We start from the raw sequence: 18,601 nt of genomic DNA, 5'->3' as shown, positions 1-18,601 counted from the left end.
TCCCTTAAGAGATGACAAAACCCCTTGTCCTGTGGAATCAGGATACAGGGGTTTTGCCGGTTTTAAAACAAAACGGTTCTTAAGTGATAATGAAGAAATCACATCATTGTAATTGTTTTAACTTTTATGGTTCTTATTTGTACGGCCGTCTGTGCCATGGGTGAAAAGCTTCATGGCCTCCTCAATGATCTCACCGCTGATCCCGGAGTCGATTTCCACTCCCCGGATCTGTGGAATGCGGGTTACCAGTTCCTTTTGAACCAAGCTCTTGGCAGTTTCATCGGCTGACGGGCATCCCGCGCATTCGCCCTGCATTTCGATCCATAGTATGCCGTCCTGGTCCAGGTCAATGACCTCCAGTCCGCCGCCGTGATTAGATAGCTGGGGCCGTACAAACAAGTTTAAAACAGCTTCTATGTCTTTTTTTAGTTCTTCATCCATGGTTTATCCCCTACTCAGTTTCTATTGCCTAGCTTCCTCTGCTGCGTTTTGTCCGGATTTTTACTTTGTTTCTTTTTTCGCGGCAGCCATAGCATCGAATTTTGCCAGCATGGCCCGCGGAGTGGCTGTGTGGGCGCTTCGCTCATATCTCGGGCACTCCCCGTATCCCGGGATGCCTGCCAGGTATTTTGCGATCTTTTTTAACTCTTCCAGGTCGTAACGGCTCATCATGGTGATGGTCTCCATCAGCGGGGATCCACCGCCGTGAACCCCGGCCACGGCCTGTGCGGCCTCGTAGGAATCGCAGAGCTTATTTTCCATCATACGCATAACGCGGTGGGTGTCCTCTGCGCTGTAGGCAGGATTGCGGCGGATGTATTTGTTGCACAGCTCGGCTGTCTCCGGTGCAAAGAAGCTTTCCTCGGTGGGCAGGGATGCGCAGACGCCTCCGGTTAGGTCGGCCAGTGTCTCATACTCATGGTAAATGTTGTGTCCCGCCAGTCGGCGCCCCGCATTGGTCAGAACCTCATCCGGCACCCACTGTCCGGAGGGGAACTGGGTCGCGTGGTAAGCGGAGGCTTCTCCTGCGGCAAATACCAGCTCTGCTGTCTGGATGATATCGCAGAGTTTTTCGCGTACGTGGGATTCTCTTGCAATGTCGTTCACATCGGCTACAAGAGCTGCCTGGGAAGCGATCACTTCGGAAACAGCAGTCTTGCATCCGGTGTAGGAATGGCGGTGGTAGTGTGCAAACATCAGCGCCAGATAGCCTGCGTAGCGCGGTACTCCCTCATTGTCGCGGCCGCACATAAATACGCGGTCATAGGGTACAAAGCAGTCATCAAAGATGGTAAGGCTTTCCACATCGCCGATCTTTGCAAAGGGAGCTTCCAGGTGGGTGCGTTTGTGGTGAAGTCCCGGAAGGGCCATAAGCTTCACACCGTCCCAGTCTCCGGGAAGGGCAAATGCAACCGCATAGTCCGCATCATCCGGTCCCATGAATTTGGTCGGGTTAACAATGATCTCATCCACGTAGGGGGCATTGGAGTTACAGATCTTTGCGCCGCGGACGATAATGCCCTTACAAGGTTTTCCGTCCACTCCAATGCCGTCCACATCCGTATCCACCACATGTACAAAGGAATCAGGATCCGGCTGCATGTAGGCGCGTTTGTATTTTGGATTGCGGGAGCCCTTTACATCGGTCTGGGCACAGTTGCAGATCAGGTCGTATTTCTGGCAGTATTCAATATAGTTTAACAGACGTTGATGGTACTCGGTGCCGCAGGCCTGGTCACAGTCATAGGTGACGGAGAACAGGGCGTTCATGGCGTCCGTTCCCATACAGCGCTGCATGCATCCGCCCACGCGGTGGCAGATCAGACGCGTCATCAGCTGCTTTTTTAACAGATCCTCCTGGCTGTGGTGGATATGGGTGCATCGGTTGATCTTTTCCCCGGTTATGTGGGAGGTGGTGATGCATACATCCGCATAGTCGGGATCATTGGCCACATCATAACACTGCTTCATTACATAGGTGCCGCCCTTGATCCAGTCGGCCAGATCACGTTCCGGACCTTCCTTTCCATTGGAACGGTCCACGCATGTTCCGTTGAGATATACGTTGGGTTTCATTTTCAGGAGACGCTCTTTATACTGTTCATATGTACCGATTGCCATGGCTTATACCTTCCTTTTCTTTTTATTTACTTTTTTTATTTATTTTCTTTTTTAGACAAAATGGCGTCAAATTTGGCAAGCATTGCCCTTGGTGTTGCCGTGTGGGCGCTGCGCTCGTAGCGCGGACATTTCTCATAACCGGGAATACCGGCCAGGTATTTTGCGATCTTTTTCAATTCCTCCAGGTCATAACGGCTCATGAGTGTGATGGTTTCCATTAATGGGGAACCGCCTCCGTGTACGCCTGCCACGGCCTGGGCGGCTTCGTAGGAATCGCACAGCTTATTTTCCATCATGCGCATGACTCGGTGGGTGTCCTCTGCGCTGTAGGCCGGGTTGCGGCGGATGTATTTGTTGCACAGCTCGGCTGTCTCCGGGGCAAAGAAGCTCTCCTCGGTGGGCAGGGATGCGCAGACTCCGCCGGTCAGGTCAGCCAGTGTCTCATACTCATGGTACATGTTGTGTCCTGCCAGACGGCGCCCGGCATTGGTCAGAACCTCATCGGGGACCCACTGACCGGACGGAAATTCCATTGCGTGGTGGGCGGCGGCCTCGCCTGCGGCAAATACCAGCTCTGCTGTCTGGATGATATCGCAGATCTTCTCACGTACATGGGATTCCCTTGCAATGTCGTTCACATCGGCCACAAGGGCTGCCTGGGAAGCGATCACCTCGGATACGGCGGTTTTACATCCGGTGTAGGAATGGCGGTGATAGTGTGCAAACATCAGAGCCAGATAGCCTGCGTAGCGGGCAACGCCCTCGTGGTCGCGGCCGCACATAAATACGCGGTCATATGGTACAAAACAGTCGTCAAAAATGGTAAGGCTTTCCACATCTCCGATCTGCGCATAGGGCGCGTCCAGGTGGGTGCGTTTGTGGTGCAGTCCCGGAAGGGCCATCAGCTTTACGCCGTCCCAGTCGGCCGGAAGGGCAAATGCAACCGCGTAGTCGCTGTCATCCTGGCTCATGAACTTGGTTGGGTTTACAATGATCTCATCTACGTAAGGCGCGCAGGAGTTACAGATCTTTGCACCCCGCACGATAATGCCCTTGCACGGTTTGCCGTCCACACCGGTGCCGTCCACGTCTGTCTCCACCACATGTACAAAGGAGTCGGGATCAGGCTGCATGTGGGCGCGTTTGTATTTTGGATTGCGGGAACCCTTTACATCGGTCTGGGCACAGTTGCAGATCAGGTCATATTTCTGGCAGTACTCAATATAGGCAAGCAGGCGCTTGTGGTACTCGGTGCCGCAGGCTTCATCACAGTCATATGTCACGGAGTACAGGGCGTTCATGGCGTCCGTTCCCATACAGCGCTGCATACATCCGCCCACATGCTGGCAGATCAGGCGTGTCATCAGCTGTTTCTTCAGCAGGTCATCCATGCTGTGGTGGATATGGGTGCAGCGGTTGATCCTTTCACCATTGATATGAGATGTGGTCACACAGACATCCTCATACTTGGGGTTGTTGGCCACGTCATAGCACTGCTTCATGACATAGGTGCCTCCCTTGATCCAGTCCGCCAGGTCTCTCTCCTCGCCCTCTTTGCCATTGGAACGGTCCACACATTTCCCGTTCAGGTAGACATTGGGTTTCATTTTGAGAAGCCGTTCCTTATATTGTTCATAAGTTCCAATTGCCATAAAGTAAATCCTCCTTAAAATTTATTTGCTTGTTAAAAAATTACCATTTATGGGGCGGAATAACCGTATCCCCTTTTCAATGCATTTAAAGAGCAAGAACTGTGCCAGTTATTTAAAACGTGAAATATGGGGGATCATGAAAAGATGATTGTATAGATATGGAATGATTATAAAAATTAATGTATAGAAAACATACAGTAAAATCCATTGGCATTTAAATTGCTGATAATAATTCCCGGGCAGAAATTTAAATGTACAAATAAAGAGGAGGTATCCGATGGAGAAGAATTTATTTAAAAAAATGTCCATATGTTTTGCAGGTTCTTTTGTATACGCTTCAGGTATAACCGTAGTAAAGGTATGTAATCTGGGAATTTCACCTATCACATCCGCGCCTTATGCATTTTCCTTTGTAGTAGGACAATCGCTGGGGGCATGTACCATGTACTTTAATGTAATCTTTTATATCATGCAGAAGCTGGTAATGAAAAAGGAATATACGCTGTCCAGGTTTTTGACCCAGTTTATTTTAAGCTCGGTGTTTGCAGTACTCATTGACCTTACCGGTTTCATGTTTGGGGGGTTTGTTCCACAAAGCTATTTGTTCAGGATGTTGTACCTGATATTTGGCTGTTTTGTACTGGCAGCCGGGGTCTGTGGCGTGGTAATGTCTGAATTTGGGATGCTGCCCGGAGAAGGGGTGGCAGTCTGTATCCAAAGGCTTACCCGCCTGGAATTTGGCATATGCAAAATCTTGTTTGACAGCTCTATGGTGGTCCTGGCTTTAATCATTTCCCTGATATGCCTGGGTAGGATTGAGGGTGTAAGGGAAGGGACATTGATATCCGCCTTTATGATCGGATGGTTTTCAAGGTACATAGGACGGTTTCTGGGGCCGTGGCTGAAAGGGTTTTTAATTTAGGAATTTTGGTAACAGTTCAGGACATCCGATGTGAAAATGGGCGCCCTGAACTGTTGCCAAATTTGTATAATAAAGATATATGACAGTTTGGGAAGTGTATAAAAAGTAAATAGTTAAAAAACAAGAGACTAACCAAAAGCATGAGTTTTGGGCTTAAAATAGAATAAATGGGTTAACCGTAAGTTGGCAGAGAAATTGCTCTATATTATATTGTCAAATTAATGTCAATTAAAAGGAGTGAAAACATGAACAGATGGGAAACGCTTAAGAAGAAACCGGCGCCAATGTTTGTTCCGGAGTTTGGTCCGTTATCCGGGATACGGGTATTGCTGAATGGATCCGTGGTGGCGGCTCCCTTTGCCGCGACTATGATGAGTGATTTTGGTGCGGAAGTGATTGCACTGGAACGGGCAAAGGTTGGAGGCGATTCTGCACGCCACCAGAAACCACAGATTGCAGGAGAGGATGGCAGTCATATTAGTGGGGCCTGGATGCAGAATGCCAGAAATAAACTTAGCGTAATGCTGGAGACAAATCTTAATAAGGAGGAGGCAAAAGAGATTTTTCTTTCCCTTATTAAGAACTGTGATGTGTGGATTGAAAACATGGTCTGGGTAAAAAAGCTGGGAATAACGGATGAACTGCTGTTGGAAGTTAACCCCGGTCTGATCATATGCCATGTGAGCGGGTACGGAACCGAGGCTTTTGGCGGCGAGGAGAGGCAGCTGTCCAGGGCCTGTTATGATCCTCTGGCTCAGGCTGAATCCGGATGGTGCCTGCTGCAGGGATTCCCGGATAAGCCGCCATATTATGCACAGCAGTATGTGGGGGACTATCTATCAGGCCTGTTTGCAGTGAACGGCATATTAATGGCCCTTCGCAGCCGGGAAATAACGGGAAAGGGACAGGTGATCGATGCTACCCTGGTGGAGAGCTGGATGCGTGTTATGGATGATAATTATTGTCTGTGGGCGGAAAGCAGGATCCAAAAGCAGAGGCAGGGGGTTAAACAATCTACCTATCAGCCGGGAGGGATATTCCCAACCAAAGATGGAAAATTCATTAATCTGGGCGCTTATGGAAAAAATGCATTTGATAAGGTTATTCAGGCATTTGGTTTTGATGCCAATGTATATACCTACGAAGCGGCCGGGGGCAGCAAGGAAGCGTTGGAAAGCGGTCTTGGCAGGGAGTTGGACAAAAAGTTTGAGGAATTCTTTATGTCCCACACTGCAAAGGAGGCGGCAGATCTGCTGATGGAGCAGCGTGTAGGCGTTGCAGTAATCGCTGACTGTGAAGATGTTATGAGTGAACCTCATTGGCAAAAGCGCGGCGACTGGGTCAAATATGAGGATCAGACGCTTGGACGGGAGATTACGGCTTTCGGTTTTGTACCAAAATTATCAGAAACACCAGGACAGGTATGGAGGGGGGCGCCGTATCTGGGTCAGGACACAGAAGCTGTTCTGACAAAACTCCTTGATTATACCCCAGAAGATATAGCTGCTTTAAAAGGCAAGGGGATTATTGATTAAAAATACAGTCAATGAATGCTGGCTAAAACAATACACTAAAAAAGTGGGAGGGTAATAAGATGAGTTATCTTGAAGTTGCCAATAGCCCAATCGTCTGGGCGACCTGTGGAATAGCGGTAATCACGGTTTTTATACAGGCCTTTATTTTTACAAAAAAGGCATACTCAGTTGGCATTAAGATGGGAATGACGAAAAAGCAGTTTGTGGAGGTGGCAAAGGTTTCAACTATATCTTCCATAGGGCCGACTCTGTCAGTGGTAGCTGGTGTTTTGCCTTTGATACTGGCAATGGGAGGTGCTATTGCATGGCTTCGTCTGGGATTTATCGGATCAGTGGGATATGAACTTTCAACTGCTGGTTTTGGCGCTGCAGCTTATGGAACCACATTAGGAGGGGAAGGGTATGATGGCTATGCATTGGCCTGCAGCTTCTTCTGTATGTGGTTTGGAGCATCGGGCTGGCTGGTATCCACAGCATTTCTTACCGATAAATTGGATGGGATTACAAAAAAACTGGCCGGAACAGTGGAGTTGATGCCTGTTATATCTGCCGCTGCAATGTCCGGTGCGTTTGCTTTTTTATCATTTGACCATTATTTTTCCTATTTAACAGTGGATGGGGCAACTGTTTGGACAAATCCCGTTGCTGTCAAACGAGCGGTTTGTGTTGTGATGGGATTTGTGGTAATGAAGCTTTTAAATGTTCTGGAAGATAAAAAAGGTGCAGTATGGGTACGGGAGTGGGGAATCACCATAGCTATGCTGACAGGGCCGGTTATCGCGCTTATTTTCTTTAGATGAGGAGGGGGAAATGATGAAAAACGGAGAGACAAGTCTGTACAAAAAAGAATTTATCCCTTATGTTATTAAATGGGGGCGTATCACCAATCTATATGCTGTGTTGATCTCCTTTGTACCTGTGGCTGTGGTTATGTGGTATTTCGGATATGTGCCCGGGGTGACTGAACTGGGAATCGGTCTTGTTTCAACTGTCAGCGTTGTAGGCGTCATGTGGTTTTCCGATCCCATTGCGTATTTCCCGATCTTAGGAATACCGGGGATTTACATGGCCCATCTGTCAGGTAATACGGCTAATTTAAAAGTACCCGTGGCTGCAATTGCACAGGATGCGGCAGGTGTTAAACTGGGATCTGATGAGGGCGGTATTGTTGTTACGATTTCCTGCGCCGTATCCGCAACTATCTGCCTGCTGGCACTGAGCATTGCCTGTATCGGCGGAGCGGCTCTGCTTAGCTATCTGCCAAATGTCCTTATTGTAGCGCTGGGGTATGTGCTGCCTGCGCTTCATGCAGCCCTTCTGGCACGAATGACAAAGGGACAGCCGAAGATGCTCTGTTGCGGTATGTTTTTAGCCTTTATTGGCTGGGTATTGCTTAAAGTCGGTGCTTTCAGCTTTATTCCTGGCAAATCCCATACATGGGTCGTTACCCTTTTGGCTGTATTCGGCTCCATCATCTATGCACGCCTGTCATTTAAGAAGAAAACTGAAACGTCTATTTAAAGAAAGGATGATTTTATGCCAAACCGAAAGATTTCCATACCGTCTTTTGATATGACGGGCAAGACTGTAATAGTGACCGGAGGAAGCCAGGGTCTGGGATTTGGGATTGCCGCTGCCTTCTGTGCATATGGCGCCAATGTTGTGATCACTGCCCGTACTGTATCAAAAGTAGAAGATGCAGAACGCGATCTGAATGAGAATTACTGTAAGGGAGGAAAATGCCTTGGGATCCCTGCCGATTCCGGCAAGCAGGAGGAAATTGATATGGTAATCTCTAAAACCATTGATACCTTTGGCGAACTGAATGTATTTGTAAATAATGCAGGAATTTCCGGGAAAACTGCTAAAATCCTTACAGACGAATGCAATGAAGCGAATTTTGAACATGTGGTCGATATCAACCTTAAGGGCATGTTCCTGTTTGATAAAGCTGCAGCGGCCCAGATGGTAAAGCAAAATGCCGTGAACGGGAAAAAGGGGGGAAAGATCATTAATATTGCATCAGTAGGCGGTCTGGTAGGAGGTCCTGGAGTAGTGGCCTATGGGGCATCCAAGGCAGGGGCCTTATCCCTGACAAAGACCTTTGCAAATGAACTGGGCAGGGAAAATATCACTGTGACGGCTGTTTGTCCAGGGTATGTGGTAACTCCTTTAAACGAGGATGTATTTATAGATCCGGAAACAGGCGGATGGTCGAAGGTTTATGACCTGTCTGCAAAGAATACGGCTCTGCGCCGTCTGGGCACAATAGAAGAGGTTGCCGGACCGGTTTTGGCCATGGCGTCTGACAGTTTCAATTATATGACAGGATCTTACCTTGTTCTGGATGGCGGACAGACAATTGGACGCTGATCAAAGGCTGCCAAAATAGGATAAAAAACAGGATAGGAAAAGCCCCCAACTGGGGCTTTTCTTAATGCAAAGATATGGATAATGGCAAGGGGAAGGGGAGGCGGGGATTGACAAAAGATTGACATGCAGGCTTGAATTTGAAGCGGAAAAAAGCTATACTTAAATAATATATGGTGGTTCGTGGAGAGCGCCGATGGGGGAGAGGAGTTACATATGACACTGGAGGCCGGGTTATATACAACAAAATATTTTAAGTCATGGGAGCTGAGTGTTCTGCTGGATATCCTCGGAAAAGCGCAGGATGCGATCATTATAATTGACCGTGAAGGTACGATTGTATATATCAACCAGTTTTATGAAGAACGGATTGGCATCAAGGCAGAGCAGATCCTTGGAAAAAGCTTGCATGATATTGAGCCGAACACAAAGCTGTTAAAAGTAATGGAGCAGGCTGAAGGGCCGGGATGCAGTATTGAGACGGATCAGGATGTTGAGGCAGTTGAGTATATTAAATCTTTAAAAATGGATTCCATCGGTTATGCAATCCCGCTGTTTAACAGCAAAGGGGAAAAGGTGGGGGGATGCGCAATCTTTAAGGATGTGACAGAGGTGATCGAGCTTACCAGACATCTGCAAAAATCCAGAGAAATGATCCGTTATCTTTCTTCACAGCTGGAAGCCTCTGAACTTCCTATATCCTTCCAGTCTTATATCAGTCGGAACAGAGAACTGCAAAAGACATTAAGTCTGGCGGCAAAGGTGTCGCCAACTAACTGTACTGTATTGATCCAGGGTGAGAGTGGTGTGGGAAAGGAAGTAATGGCAAAATGTATTCATAATGCCAGCAACCGCAAAGATCTTCCAATGGTAAAGATCAACTGCGCCTCAATTCCAGAGAACCTGTTGGAAAGCGAACTCTTCGGATATGAGGACGGTGCGTTTACAGGGGCTAAAAAGGGCGGTAAATTAGGAAAGTTTGAGCTGGCTAATAAAAGTACGATTCTTTTGGACGAGATTGGAGACATGAGCTTGACCATGCAGGCAAAGCTTTTGCGCGTATTGCAGGAACGTGAGCTGGAACGTGTGGGAGGCACAAAGACGATCCCCATTGACGTCAGGGTAATCGCATCTACCAACAGGGATCTGGAGGAGATGATCGAGAACAAGGAATTCCGTCAGGATCTGTACTACCGGCTGCATGTGATTCCCATTATGATTCCTCCTCTTCGTCAGAGAAAAGAAGACATCATGCCGTTGGTCCGCTATTTTATTAAGTATTATGGGGGAGAGGATGATACAGACCTGACACCGGGAGCTGTCTGTATCCTTTCCGAATATGACTGGCCTGGAAATGTGCGTGAACTTCAGAATGTAATAGAATATGCCATGATCATACATACCGGAAACATGATCGAAATAAAAGACCTTCCCCAATATCTTAGAGGTGATATTTACACAGAGGAGACGGCGGGATCCGATGGGCTCAAGCTGAAACCGGCGGTGGAAAACCTTGAGAAAAGGATGATAAAGGAAGCTTTGGAGCGGAACAATGGAAATAAAAGCATGGCAATCTCGGAACTGGGTCTTTCAAGACGTGCCTTTTATGAGAAGCTGGAAAAGTATCAGCTAAAATGATTGTATAAAAGATATACAACGAATAGATCTAAGTATATCCTTTCTATCCTTAAATACACAAAGAAGACATGCCGGATCAGCAGGCTGCAGAAAGAAATAAAATCTTTTTGCAGCCTGTTTTTCTGTTTTTATTTAACAGGATGCAAAATTGGCATAGTGATTGCTAGTATTATAGGTAGAGCCGTGTTTTGTATAAAATCAGCACAGAAGGGAGTCAGGCAAATGCAGAAAATATGTTTCGATGAGTTGTTGAGCATTGAAAATATAATTGCAAGAAGGGCGGCAATGGAGCTGACAGAGGAAAGCGCTGTAAGAATGAATGTATTTCAGATTGATTCTTATGGAAATGTTAATATAAAGACAGATAAAGAAAGGATACAGGAACCAGATGTACTGCTGAAACATGCCGCCAAAGCAGGCAAGGCGGTATTTACCGCTACTTTTACCAGTGGCCTCCATCCGGGGGAGGAGCCCATATATGAAATAGGCGAAGGCCATATCAAGGTTTTAAAAGAAGGAAACCTGAGACGGTTTGTAGGTCAGGTAGACAGCATTTCCTTTAACGGGAGAATATTGTTGGAACAGGGCGGACAAATCATCTATGTGACAGAGCGGTGTGTGTTTGAACTGACAGGGGAAGGCCTTTTGCTTACGGAGATCGCTCCGGGCGCTGATATCCAGAAGGATATTCTGGATCAGATGGAATTTACCCCGCTATTCAGTGAAAACCTGAAACAAATGCCAACCCATATATTTAAAGAAAATTAATATCAATATATTCATTGTACAAGGAGGAAACAAGATGCTTAGCAAAAAACATGAATTGATCAAAAAGCTGGCAAAAGAGTTTGCGGAGAACGAACTTGCGCCTTTTGCGGCGCAGGTGGACGAGACAGGGGAATATCCAAAAGAACTGGTTGAGAAGGTGATACGGGCGGGATTCCATGCCATTACAATTCCAAAGGAGTATGGAGGATGCGGCGGGGACACCTTGTCATCTACCATAGTGACTGAGGAGTTTACAAAAGTGGATGCCAGCTCCTCGTCTTTACTGATGCCCAATTCTTTGTCCGGCGGAGCGCTGATGATGTTCGGCAATGAGGACCAGAAACAAAAATATCTCCGGGCAATGGCGGAGGGAACCAAAGTGGGTGCATTCGCCGTTACAGAGCCGGGAGCAGGCTCGGATACGTCAGCCATATCCACGACAGCAGAAAAGGATGGTGATACCTATATACTGAATGGGCGCAAATGCTTTATAACCCAGGGGCCGAACTGTGATTTTGTAACGGTATTTGCAAAGACGGACCTGAACGCCAAAGGCGTAAAGGGAATCAGTGCATTTATTGTGGAATCCGGCTGGGAAGGTTTTTCCGTTGGAGCTATTGAAAAAAAGATGGGCATGCATGGTTCGCCAACCTGTGACTTGATCTTTGAAAATGTACGTGTGCCTAAAGAAAACCTGCTTGGCGGGGAGGGGCAGGGATTTAAGATATGTATGAAGACACTGGACTCAGGCCGCATTACGGTTGCCACACAGGGCCTGGGGATTGCACAGGGGGCATTGGATGAGGCAGTTAAATATGTAAAAGAGAGGGTGCAGTTTGGAAAGCCGATTGCGCGTTTGCAGAATACGCAGTTTGAGATTGCGGATATGGCAACAAAAGTTGAGTGTGGAAGACAGCTTGTCTATCATGCGGCAGAACTAAAGGACGCCGGGCAGCCCTATTCTTTAAATGCCGCAATGGCCAAGTATTATTGCGGAGATCTCTGTAACGATATCACCTACCGGGCATTGCAGCTTCATGGAGGCTATGGGTACATGAAGGATTATCCTATCGAGAGAATGTACAGGGACGCACGGCTTGTCGCTATTTACGAAGGTACATCCGAGATACAGAGAGTTGTAATTGCAAATCATATAATTGGTAAGTAAATAAGGACAGGAGGATCATATGAAAGTATTAGTTTGTGCAAAGCAGGTTCCCAATACGAATGAAGTTAAGATAGACCCTGTTAAGGGGACATTAATCCGTGATGGGGTGGAGAGTATTTTAAATCCGGATGATGCCAATGCCTTGGAAGAGGCGTTAAAATTGAAAGATAAATTTGAAAATGTGACGGTTACTGTTATTTCCATGGGACCACAGCAGGCAGAGGATATGCTGAGGGAATGTCTGGCAATGGGAGCAGATGAGGCGGTTCTTGTAAGCGGAAGGGAGTTCGGCGGGTCTGATACATGGGCAACCTCCAATGCCATCTCATCAGCTTTAAGGAAGGTGGGGGATTTTGATCTTATTTTTGCAGGACGCCAGGCAATTGATGGAGACACTGCGCAGGTAGGTCCGCAGATATCCGAAAAACTTGGGATTCCTCAGGTTACATACGTACAGGGGTTTGAGATCAAAGACAATGAGGTGATCGTGCAGCGGCAGCTTGAAGATGGATATGAAGTTGTCAGCGTAAAAATGCCGTGCTTGCTTACTGCTGTAAAGGAATTAAATAAACCCAGATATATGACCATGAAGGGAATTTATAATGCCTTTGAAAAGGATATCAAGGTATGGGGATTTAGCGATCTGGATGTACCCCAGGAGAAAGTAGGACTTAAGGCATCACCCACAAGGGTATTCCGCTCATTTACACCGGAACCAAAGGGAGCCGGAGTTATGCTGAATGGGACTTCCAAGGACCAGGTTGCTCAATTAATAGGCAGTTTAAAAGAAAGACATGTCATCTAAAACGAAAACAGGAGGTAAACCATGGATTTGAGTCAATATAAAAATGTATGGGTATATGCGGAGCAGAGACAGGGGGTTATTACACCTGTGGTGAGGGAACTGCTGGGAGAAGGAAAACGGCTGGCGGGAGAAATAGGATGTGAATTGTGTGCAGTTCTATTGGGGGGAAGTGTCAGCGGGCTGGAAAAGGAATTGATCCGTTACGGTGCTGATAAGGTGTATATCGCAGAACACCCCCTTCTTGAAAATTATACCACGGACGGCTATACTAAGGTTATTACCGATGCTATTGAACAGTATAAGCCTGAAATCCTGCTGTATGGCGCCACCCATATTGGGAGGGACCTGGCACCAAGGATTGCCGCAAGGGTGAATACGGGATTGACGGCGGACTGCACAAAGCTGGAGATCGACCCGGCAGACAAGAAAATCATGCAGACAAGGCCGGCCTTTGGAGGAAACCTGATGGCAACGATCGTGTGTCCGGAGCACCGTCCACAAATGTCTACGGTGCGTCCGGGTGTAATGCAGAAGCTGGAGCCGGATGATACTAAAGCAGGCGAAGTGATCCGAATGGAGGTAAGTCTGAGCGAATCAGATGTAAGAACTAAAATTTTGGAGATCGTCAAAAGCACAAAGGAAATTGTTTCTCTGACAGATGCGGATGTTATTGTATCTGGAGGCAGAGGACTTGGAAATGCAGACGGTTTTAAGGTGATCCAAAAGCTGGCAGATGCCATGGGCGGCGTAGTGGGCGCTTCCAGAGCGGCAGTTGATGCAGGATGGATTGATCATTCCCACCAGGTTGGTCAGACCGGCACCACGGTTAAACCTAAGATTTATATCGCCTGCGGCATATCCGGAGCAATCCAGCACCTGGCCGGTATGCAGTCTTCCAATATGATCATAGCAGTTAATAAAAACCCAAGGGCACCGATTTTTGAGATAGCGGATTATGGTTTGGTGGGGGATCTCTTTGAAATAGTTCCAATGTTGACGGAAGCATTTGAAAATGAGAAAAATAACGAATGAAGCCAGCCGGGCTGAATATTTGGCGGAACATAAGGATGAGGTGATGCGGGAAACATTTTGCTGCGCTTTTTGTGATACGTGCCATGCATATCCCGATCAGGCTGCTGTATGTTCCGAAGGACAGACAGTGACCTATGGAGAGCTTCTGAGATGGTCGGAGGCTGTGGCGCATAAGCTTGCTGCGCAGGGGATCCGTGAGGAGGAAGTTGTGGCAATCCGCACCGGCAGGACCATTGAAACCGTTGCAGGAATGATCGGTATATGGAAAGCAGGAGGGGCTTACGTATACCTCGACAGGGCATATCCCAAAGCGCGGGAAGAGAGCATACTGCATGAGTGTGAATGCAGGATCATACTGGATCCAGCATGGTGGGAGGATATTGACAAAGAAAACGATCTTCCGGAGATAGACTATTCAAAGGCAGAGGGGTTAGCATTGATTGTCTATACATCCGGTTCCACATCCAGGCCCAAGGGCGTTATGCTGGAACACAAGAATGTAGTTGCCGCAATGTACAACTTCCAGGTGTTTGAATTGAAAAAGGGGGAGCATTTTGGGGTATTTCCGGGTTTTAGCTTTGTGGCGTCTGTCAGCGATCTGTATTCAACACTGGCCGCCGGTTCGGTGGTCGATATTATTCCAAGTGGCATACGCAGAAATATAAATGCTCTTGTGGAATATTATATAAGGCATAATATTAAGATTACGTTTCTGCCTCCTCATATGGCCAGGAAGTTATTAAACATGGACCTGTCGGAGATACCGCTGCGTCTTCTTCTGGTGGGAAGTGAAACAGTACGGAATCTGGGAAATGCCCCTTTCAGGGTCTTAAATGTATACGGAGCATCAGAGATGTGTTCCATGATTTCCCATTATGAAATAACAGATGCGATTTCCGGTGAGGTCTGTCCGGTTGGAAAACTGAAGGCAGGGCTGAAGGGGTATCTGGTTTCGGATGACGGGAAGCTGGTGCGGCGGGGAGAAGAAGGTGAACTATGGCTGGCCGGTGCCCAAGTAAGCAGGGGATATTATAAACTTCCGGAGATTACAAAAACCCATTACATCAAAAATCCGTTTTCAGATGAAACAGGATATGAACGTGTATTTAAAACAAATGATATTCTCAGAGAATTGGAAGATGGCAATTACCAGTTTGTCTGTCGTAAGGACAATGTTTTTAAAATACGGGGATTCCGCGTGGAAAATACAGCAATAGAGCAGGCAATTATGGAATGCGCGCCTGTTAAGGAGGTGGTGGCAAAGGTGTTTATGGACGAGGGCGGATGCAATATCCTCTGCGTATATTTTACCGCGGATAAGAAACTGGATGTGAAGGCCATAAAAGAACGGATGAAAGAGAAGATCCCGTACTACATGGTCCCCACCTGCCTGATCCAGTTAGATGCATTTCCTTTGAATATAAATTCAAAAATAGACAGAAAGGCAATCATGCCGCCAAAGGAATTAAACAACCACAAATTACTGGAAAAACTATATTAAGGTAACACACCTATTAAAAGCCATTGGAAGCGCTGTTTGTGCTATGCTTCCAATGGCTTTTAAAATAACAGGAAACATCAGTCTCCTTGTCCACTGAGGGTATCCCTACGTCAGGAACAGGCAGTCGCCAGCCCCCAGATACACGGTGGAGAGAGTCTCCTCCTGTTCCATCATGTTTCTGAAGAGTTCTCCGGAGCAGTGGTTGAATCCCAGAAGACGGATCCCCATGTCCTTCATTATCTCCACTGTCTGACGGATCCGTGCTTCGTCCACTTCCATGAGGTGGGTTCCCCCGATCACCGCCTTGATGGGCTGTGAAAAATGTTCCTTTACCGTGGTAAGGATGTTCAGGATTCCCGGGTGGCTGCAGCCCACGATCACCACCAGCTCCCCCTGTTCCTCAATGATCAGGCAGATCTCATCACAAAACTTGTCCTGTACCCAGGCGTCCTGCTCCCGGAGCACGAACCTGCCGGGGATGGACTCAAACTCATAGGTGCGCCGTATATCACCCATGACCCAGCAGCCGGGTGCAAGGGGGGTAAGGCCATGGCATTCCATATGAGTAATGTGGTTTTCCGTGAGGAACTCCTGGTCAAATCCGGGTCCCAGATAGGATGACTTGATGCCGCTGACAGCATACTTTTCTGTAAAAAATCCTTTTCCTGTCACCAAAGGGCATTGAAGTCCGTTTTTAACAAATTCCCTGTACCCTCCTCCATGGTCGTAATGTCCATGGCTGCACACGGCAAAATCGATCCTGTCTGGCCGTATTTTTATTTTTTGTCCATTCTCAAATGTGTGCGCGCCTGCTCCAAAGTCAAATAGGATGCGCGTATGTCCTGTTTCTACGTAGAGGGATAACCCGTGCTCCGCCGTAAAGTCCTTGCGTCCGCCCATGAGATTATCCATTAATGTTGTGATCTTAATGGCTTCCACCTCCTGCCAGTTTCGTGTACTCCCGGAGTTTTCCCGTCACCTGTCTTTGCGGCTGGTTTTTTGTCAGCCGAACACAAATGCGTACACTTTACTGAAATATTTATGATACCGGTATTATACCACAGTATCCTGCTTTTGGTATATGAGGAAAGAACCATGCATTGTAACAGAAATTCCCACAATATTTCAAGAAAAAAGTAAGGAAAACCTTGATGTATTATGTTAGAATAGGTATTAAGGTTCAATGCGGCATAAAATAAGCGCTGCATGGCATACATATAAGTTAACGTAAGAGGAGGGGATATCATGCCCGATATTAATATCTTGGTTGTAGATGATGAAAAAGAGATTGCGGATCTGATTGAAATTTATCTTGTCAGCGATGGCTATAAAGTGTTTAAGGCGGAAAATGCTGCCAAGGGACTGGAGATCCTTACAAAGGAGGACATCCATCTGGTGCTTTTGGATATCATGATGCCGGGAATGAACGGACTTGAGATGTGCAAGAAGATCAGGGAGACCAATAATATTCCCATTATCATGCTCAGCGCCAAGTCCACGGATCTGGATAAGATACTGGGACTGGGAACAGGGGCGGACGATTATGTGGTGAAGCCTTTTAATCCCCTGGAGCTGACCGCCAGGGTCAAATCCCATCTGCGCCGCTATACACAGCTAAATCCCAACAGCGCGGCCCAGGACAAGACCAATAATGAGATCACCATCAAGGGAATGATCATCAACAAGGACAATCACAAGGTGGTGGTGGATGATGAGGAGATTAAGCTCACTCCCATTGAATTTGATATTCTGTACCTTCTGGCATCCAATCCCGGAAAGGTATTCAGTACGGATGAGATCTTTGAGCGTGTTTGGAATGAGAAGGTATATGAAGCCAACAACACGGTAATGGTACATATCAGACGCCTGAGGGGCAAGATGAAGGAAGACACCAGACAGAATAAGATCATTACCACTGTATGGGGAGTAGGATACAAAATTGAAAAGTGACATGAGCAGGCGATATCACACGCGGGTCATTACCAATATCATATACAGTGCCATTATTTCCTGTCTGGTGGAAATATTTCTGGTGACCAATGTTTCCATGATCGCCAGGTACATGGAGGAATCAGGGCGGATGAACGGCCTGATTCAGGCAGTACTGGACTATCATGTGGCTGTGGTGCTGGTCTATGTGATCTTTGGCCTGGCGCTGTTTGCCGTAACATTTATGATCCTTCAGGAACCCTATATACGGTATATCAGTAAGATTTCAGATGCGGTGCAGAGCATTTCCGAAGGGAATTTAAACACCACCATTGATGTGATCGGAGATGATGAGTTTTCCAGCATGGCAGCTAACCTGAACAAGATGGTGGAAGATATCAAGGGACTTATGGATAAGGAGAGGGAGTCGGAGAGGACCAAGAATGAGCTGATCACCAATGTGGCCCATGATCTCAGGACTCCGCTGACCTCCATTATCGGATACCTGGAACTGCTGGCCGGCAATACCAGGATACCGGCGGACATGCAGCACAAATACATAGAGATCGCATACGGCAAGGCAAGGCGCCTGGAAAAACTGATCGAGGACCTGTTCGGATTCACAAAGCTGAACTATGGGAAGATTTCCATGCATGTGGCTCAGCTGGACGTGGTGAAGCTGCTGGGACAGCTTTTGGAGGAGGCTTATCCTAACTTTGTGGAAAAGAACCTTTCCTATGACCTTCAGAGCAATGTTCCGGCCAAAATCATCACCGCGGACGGAAATCTGCTGGCCAGGCTGTTTGACAACCTGATCGGCAATGCCATTAAGTATGGGGCGGACGGAAAGCGCGTGCTGGTAAAGCTGCATGCGGATGATGAATTGGTGACCGTGTCCGTTACTAACTACGGTTATGTGATCCCGCCGGATGAGCTGCCCCTTATATTTAACAAATTTTACCGGGTGGAGCAGTCCCGTTCCAGCACCACGGGAGGTACGGGCCTGGGCCTTGCCATTGCAAAGGAGATCGTGGACATGCACGGCGGCACCATCCAGGTGGCCAGTGATCTTAACGGAACCGTGTTCACTGTGAAGCTGCAGGTACATTTTGATATTAACAAAGAGAACTTTGGAACGATTAACTGATATTCGGGCGTAA

General features: G+C 47.3%; 17 protein-coding genes. 13 read left to right on the top strand and 4 right to left on the bottom strand.

All coding sequences use genetic code 11. The annotated features are described in order from the left end of the window. Positions 1–117: 117 nt before the first annotated feature. The 3 genes from CLFS41_RS17860 to CLFS41_RS17850 are packed head-to-tail and all read right to left on the bottom strand — an operon-like array spanning position 118 to position 3,773. Positions 118–441: a NifU family protein gene (locus CLFS41_RS17860; RefSeq protein ID WP_007861938.1), complete on the bottom strand. Its 324-nt coding sequence runs from the start codon at positions 439–441 to the stop codon at positions 118–120. A 60-nt stretch (positions 442–501) separates the two neighbouring features. Continuing rightward, positions 502–2,121 carry a 4-hydroxyphenylacetate 3-hydroxylase N-terminal domain-containing protein gene (locus CLFS41_RS17855; RefSeq protein ID WP_045093036.1) on the bottom strand — a complete coding sequence of 540 codons (1,620 nt, stop codon included), beginning with the start codon at positions 2,119–2,121 and terminating at the stop codon, positions 502–504. Between the two features lie 35 nt (positions 2,122–2,156). After that, complete coding sequence (locus tag CLFS41_RS17850) at positions 2,157–3,773, bottom strand: 4-hydroxyphenylacetate 3-hydroxylase N-terminal domain-containing protein (protein ID WP_045093035.1); 1,617 nt, start codon at positions 3,771–3,773, stop codon at positions 2,157–2,159. Positions 3,774–4,050: 277 nt separating this feature from the next. On the opposite strand from CLFS41_RS17850, the gene CLFS41_RS17845 reads away from it, so the two are divergent. The 11 genes from CLFS41_RS17845 to CLFS41_RS17795 all read left to right on the top strand — a co-directional run bounded on the left by CLFS41_RS17845 (position 4,051) and on the right by CLFS41_RS17795 (position 15,512). Continuing rightward, complete coding sequence (locus CLFS41_RS17845) at positions 4,051–4,695, top strand: DUF6198 family protein (protein WP_045093034.1); 645 nt, start codon at positions 4,051–4,053, stop codon at positions 4,693–4,695. Between the two features lie 245 nt (positions 4,696–4,940). Next, the gene (locus CLFS41_RS17840) at positions 4,941–6,230 is read left to right on the top strand and encodes a CoA transferase (RefSeq protein WP_007861931.1); all 1,290 of its coding nucleotides are present in this window, start codon (positions 4,941–4,943) and stop codon (positions 6,228–6,230) included. A gap of 59 nt (positions 6,231–6,289) precedes the next feature. Next, positions 6,290–7,030 (top strand): DUF5058 family protein, encoded by a 741-nt coding sequence (locus CLFS41_RS17835; protein ID WP_007861929.1) that lies wholly within the window; start codon positions 6,290–6,292, stop codon positions 7,028–7,030. 10 nt (positions 7,031–7,040) lie between these two features. Then, positions 7,041–7,751 (top strand): hypothetical protein, encoded by a 711-nt coding sequence (locus CLFS41_RS17830; RefSeq protein WP_007861928.1) that lies wholly within the window; start codon positions 7,041–7,043, stop codon positions 7,749–7,751. Positions 7,752–7,766: 15 nt separating this feature from the next. Next, entirely contained in the window at positions 7,767–8,603 is an 837-nt protein-coding gene (locus tag CLFS41_RS17825; RefSeq protein ID WP_045093033.1) for an SDR family oxidoreductase, read from the top strand. Positions 8,604–8,816: 213 nt separating this feature from the next. Further along, positions 8,817–10,238 (top strand): sigma-54-dependent Fis family transcriptional regulator, encoded by a 1,422-nt coding sequence (locus CLFS41_RS17820; protein ID WP_045093032.1) that lies wholly within the window; start codon positions 8,817–8,819, stop codon positions 10,236–10,238. A 222-nt stretch (positions 10,239–10,460) separates the two neighbouring features. Further along, a complete protein-coding gene (locus tag CLFS41_RS30445; protein ID WP_007861922.1) occupies positions 10,461–11,006 on the top strand; it encodes a hypothetical protein in 546 nt (181 codons plus the stop codon). A 34-nt stretch (positions 11,007–11,040) separates the two neighbouring features. Then, the gene (locus CLFS41_RS17810) at positions 11,041–12,174 is read left to right on the top strand and encodes an acyl-CoA dehydrogenase family protein (RefSeq protein ID WP_045093031.1); all 1,134 of its coding nucleotides are present in this window, start codon (positions 11,041–11,043) and stop codon (positions 12,172–12,174) included. Positions 12,175–12,193: 19 nt separating this feature from the next. After that, positions 12,194–12,979, top strand: coding sequence for an electron transfer flavoprotein subunit beta (gene etfB / locus CLFS41_RS17805; protein WP_007861918.1), 786 nt, complete (start codon positions 12,194–12,196; stop codon positions 12,977–12,979). A gap of 21 nt (positions 12,980–13,000) precedes the next feature. Beyond that, on the top strand, positions 13,001–14,011 hold the full coding sequence (locus CLFS41_RS17800; protein ID WP_045093030.1) for an electron transfer flavoprotein subunit alpha/FixB family protein: 1,011 nt from the start codon (positions 13,001–13,003) through the stop codon (positions 14,009–14,011). Next, positions 13,992–15,512, top strand: a complete 1,521-nt coding sequence (locus tag CLFS41_RS17795; protein ID WP_045093029.1) for an amino acid adenylation domain-containing protein — start codon at positions 13,992–13,994, stop codon at positions 15,510–15,512. Before CLFS41_RS17800 ends, CLFS41_RS17795 begins: the two co-directional genes overlap by 20 nt. Positions 15,513–15,617: 105 nt before the next feature. On the opposite strand, the gene CLFS41_RS17790 is transcribed toward CLFS41_RS17795, so the two are convergent. Beyond that, positions 15,618–16,451 carry an MBL fold metallo-hydrolase gene (locus CLFS41_RS17790; RefSeq protein WP_242856888.1) on the bottom strand — a complete coding sequence of 278 codons (834 nt, stop codon included), beginning with the start codon at positions 16,449–16,451 and terminating at the stop codon, positions 15,618–15,620. A 306-nt stretch (positions 16,452–16,757) separates the two neighbouring features. On the opposite strand from CLFS41_RS17790, the gene CLFS41_RS17785 reads away from it, so the two are divergent. Together CLFS41_RS17785 and CLFS41_RS17780 are read left to right on the top strand one after the other, a co-directional pair. Next, on the top strand, positions 16,758–17,462 hold the full coding sequence (locus CLFS41_RS17785) for a response regulator transcription factor (protein WP_007861910.1): 705 nt from the start codon (positions 16,758–16,760) through the stop codon (positions 17,460–17,462). Then, positions 17,452–18,588 (top strand): HAMP domain-containing sensor histidine kinase, encoded by a 1,137-nt coding sequence (locus CLFS41_RS17780; RefSeq protein WP_007861908.1) that lies wholly within the window; start codon positions 17,452–17,454, stop codon positions 18,586–18,588. The genes CLFS41_RS17785 and CLFS41_RS17780 overlap by 11 nt, the downstream gene beginning before the upstream one ends. Positions 18,589–18,601 lie beyond the last annotated feature (13 nt).

This window comes from Clostridium sp. FS41 (assembly GCF_000954015.1).
In the GTDB taxonomy this organism is placed as follows: domain Bacteria; phylum Bacillota; class Clostridia; order Lachnospirales; family Lachnospiraceae; genus Enterocloster; species Enterocloster citroniae.
Note: the sequence above shows the minus strand (reverse complement) of the source record. Positions and strands in the feature narration are given on the sequence as shown.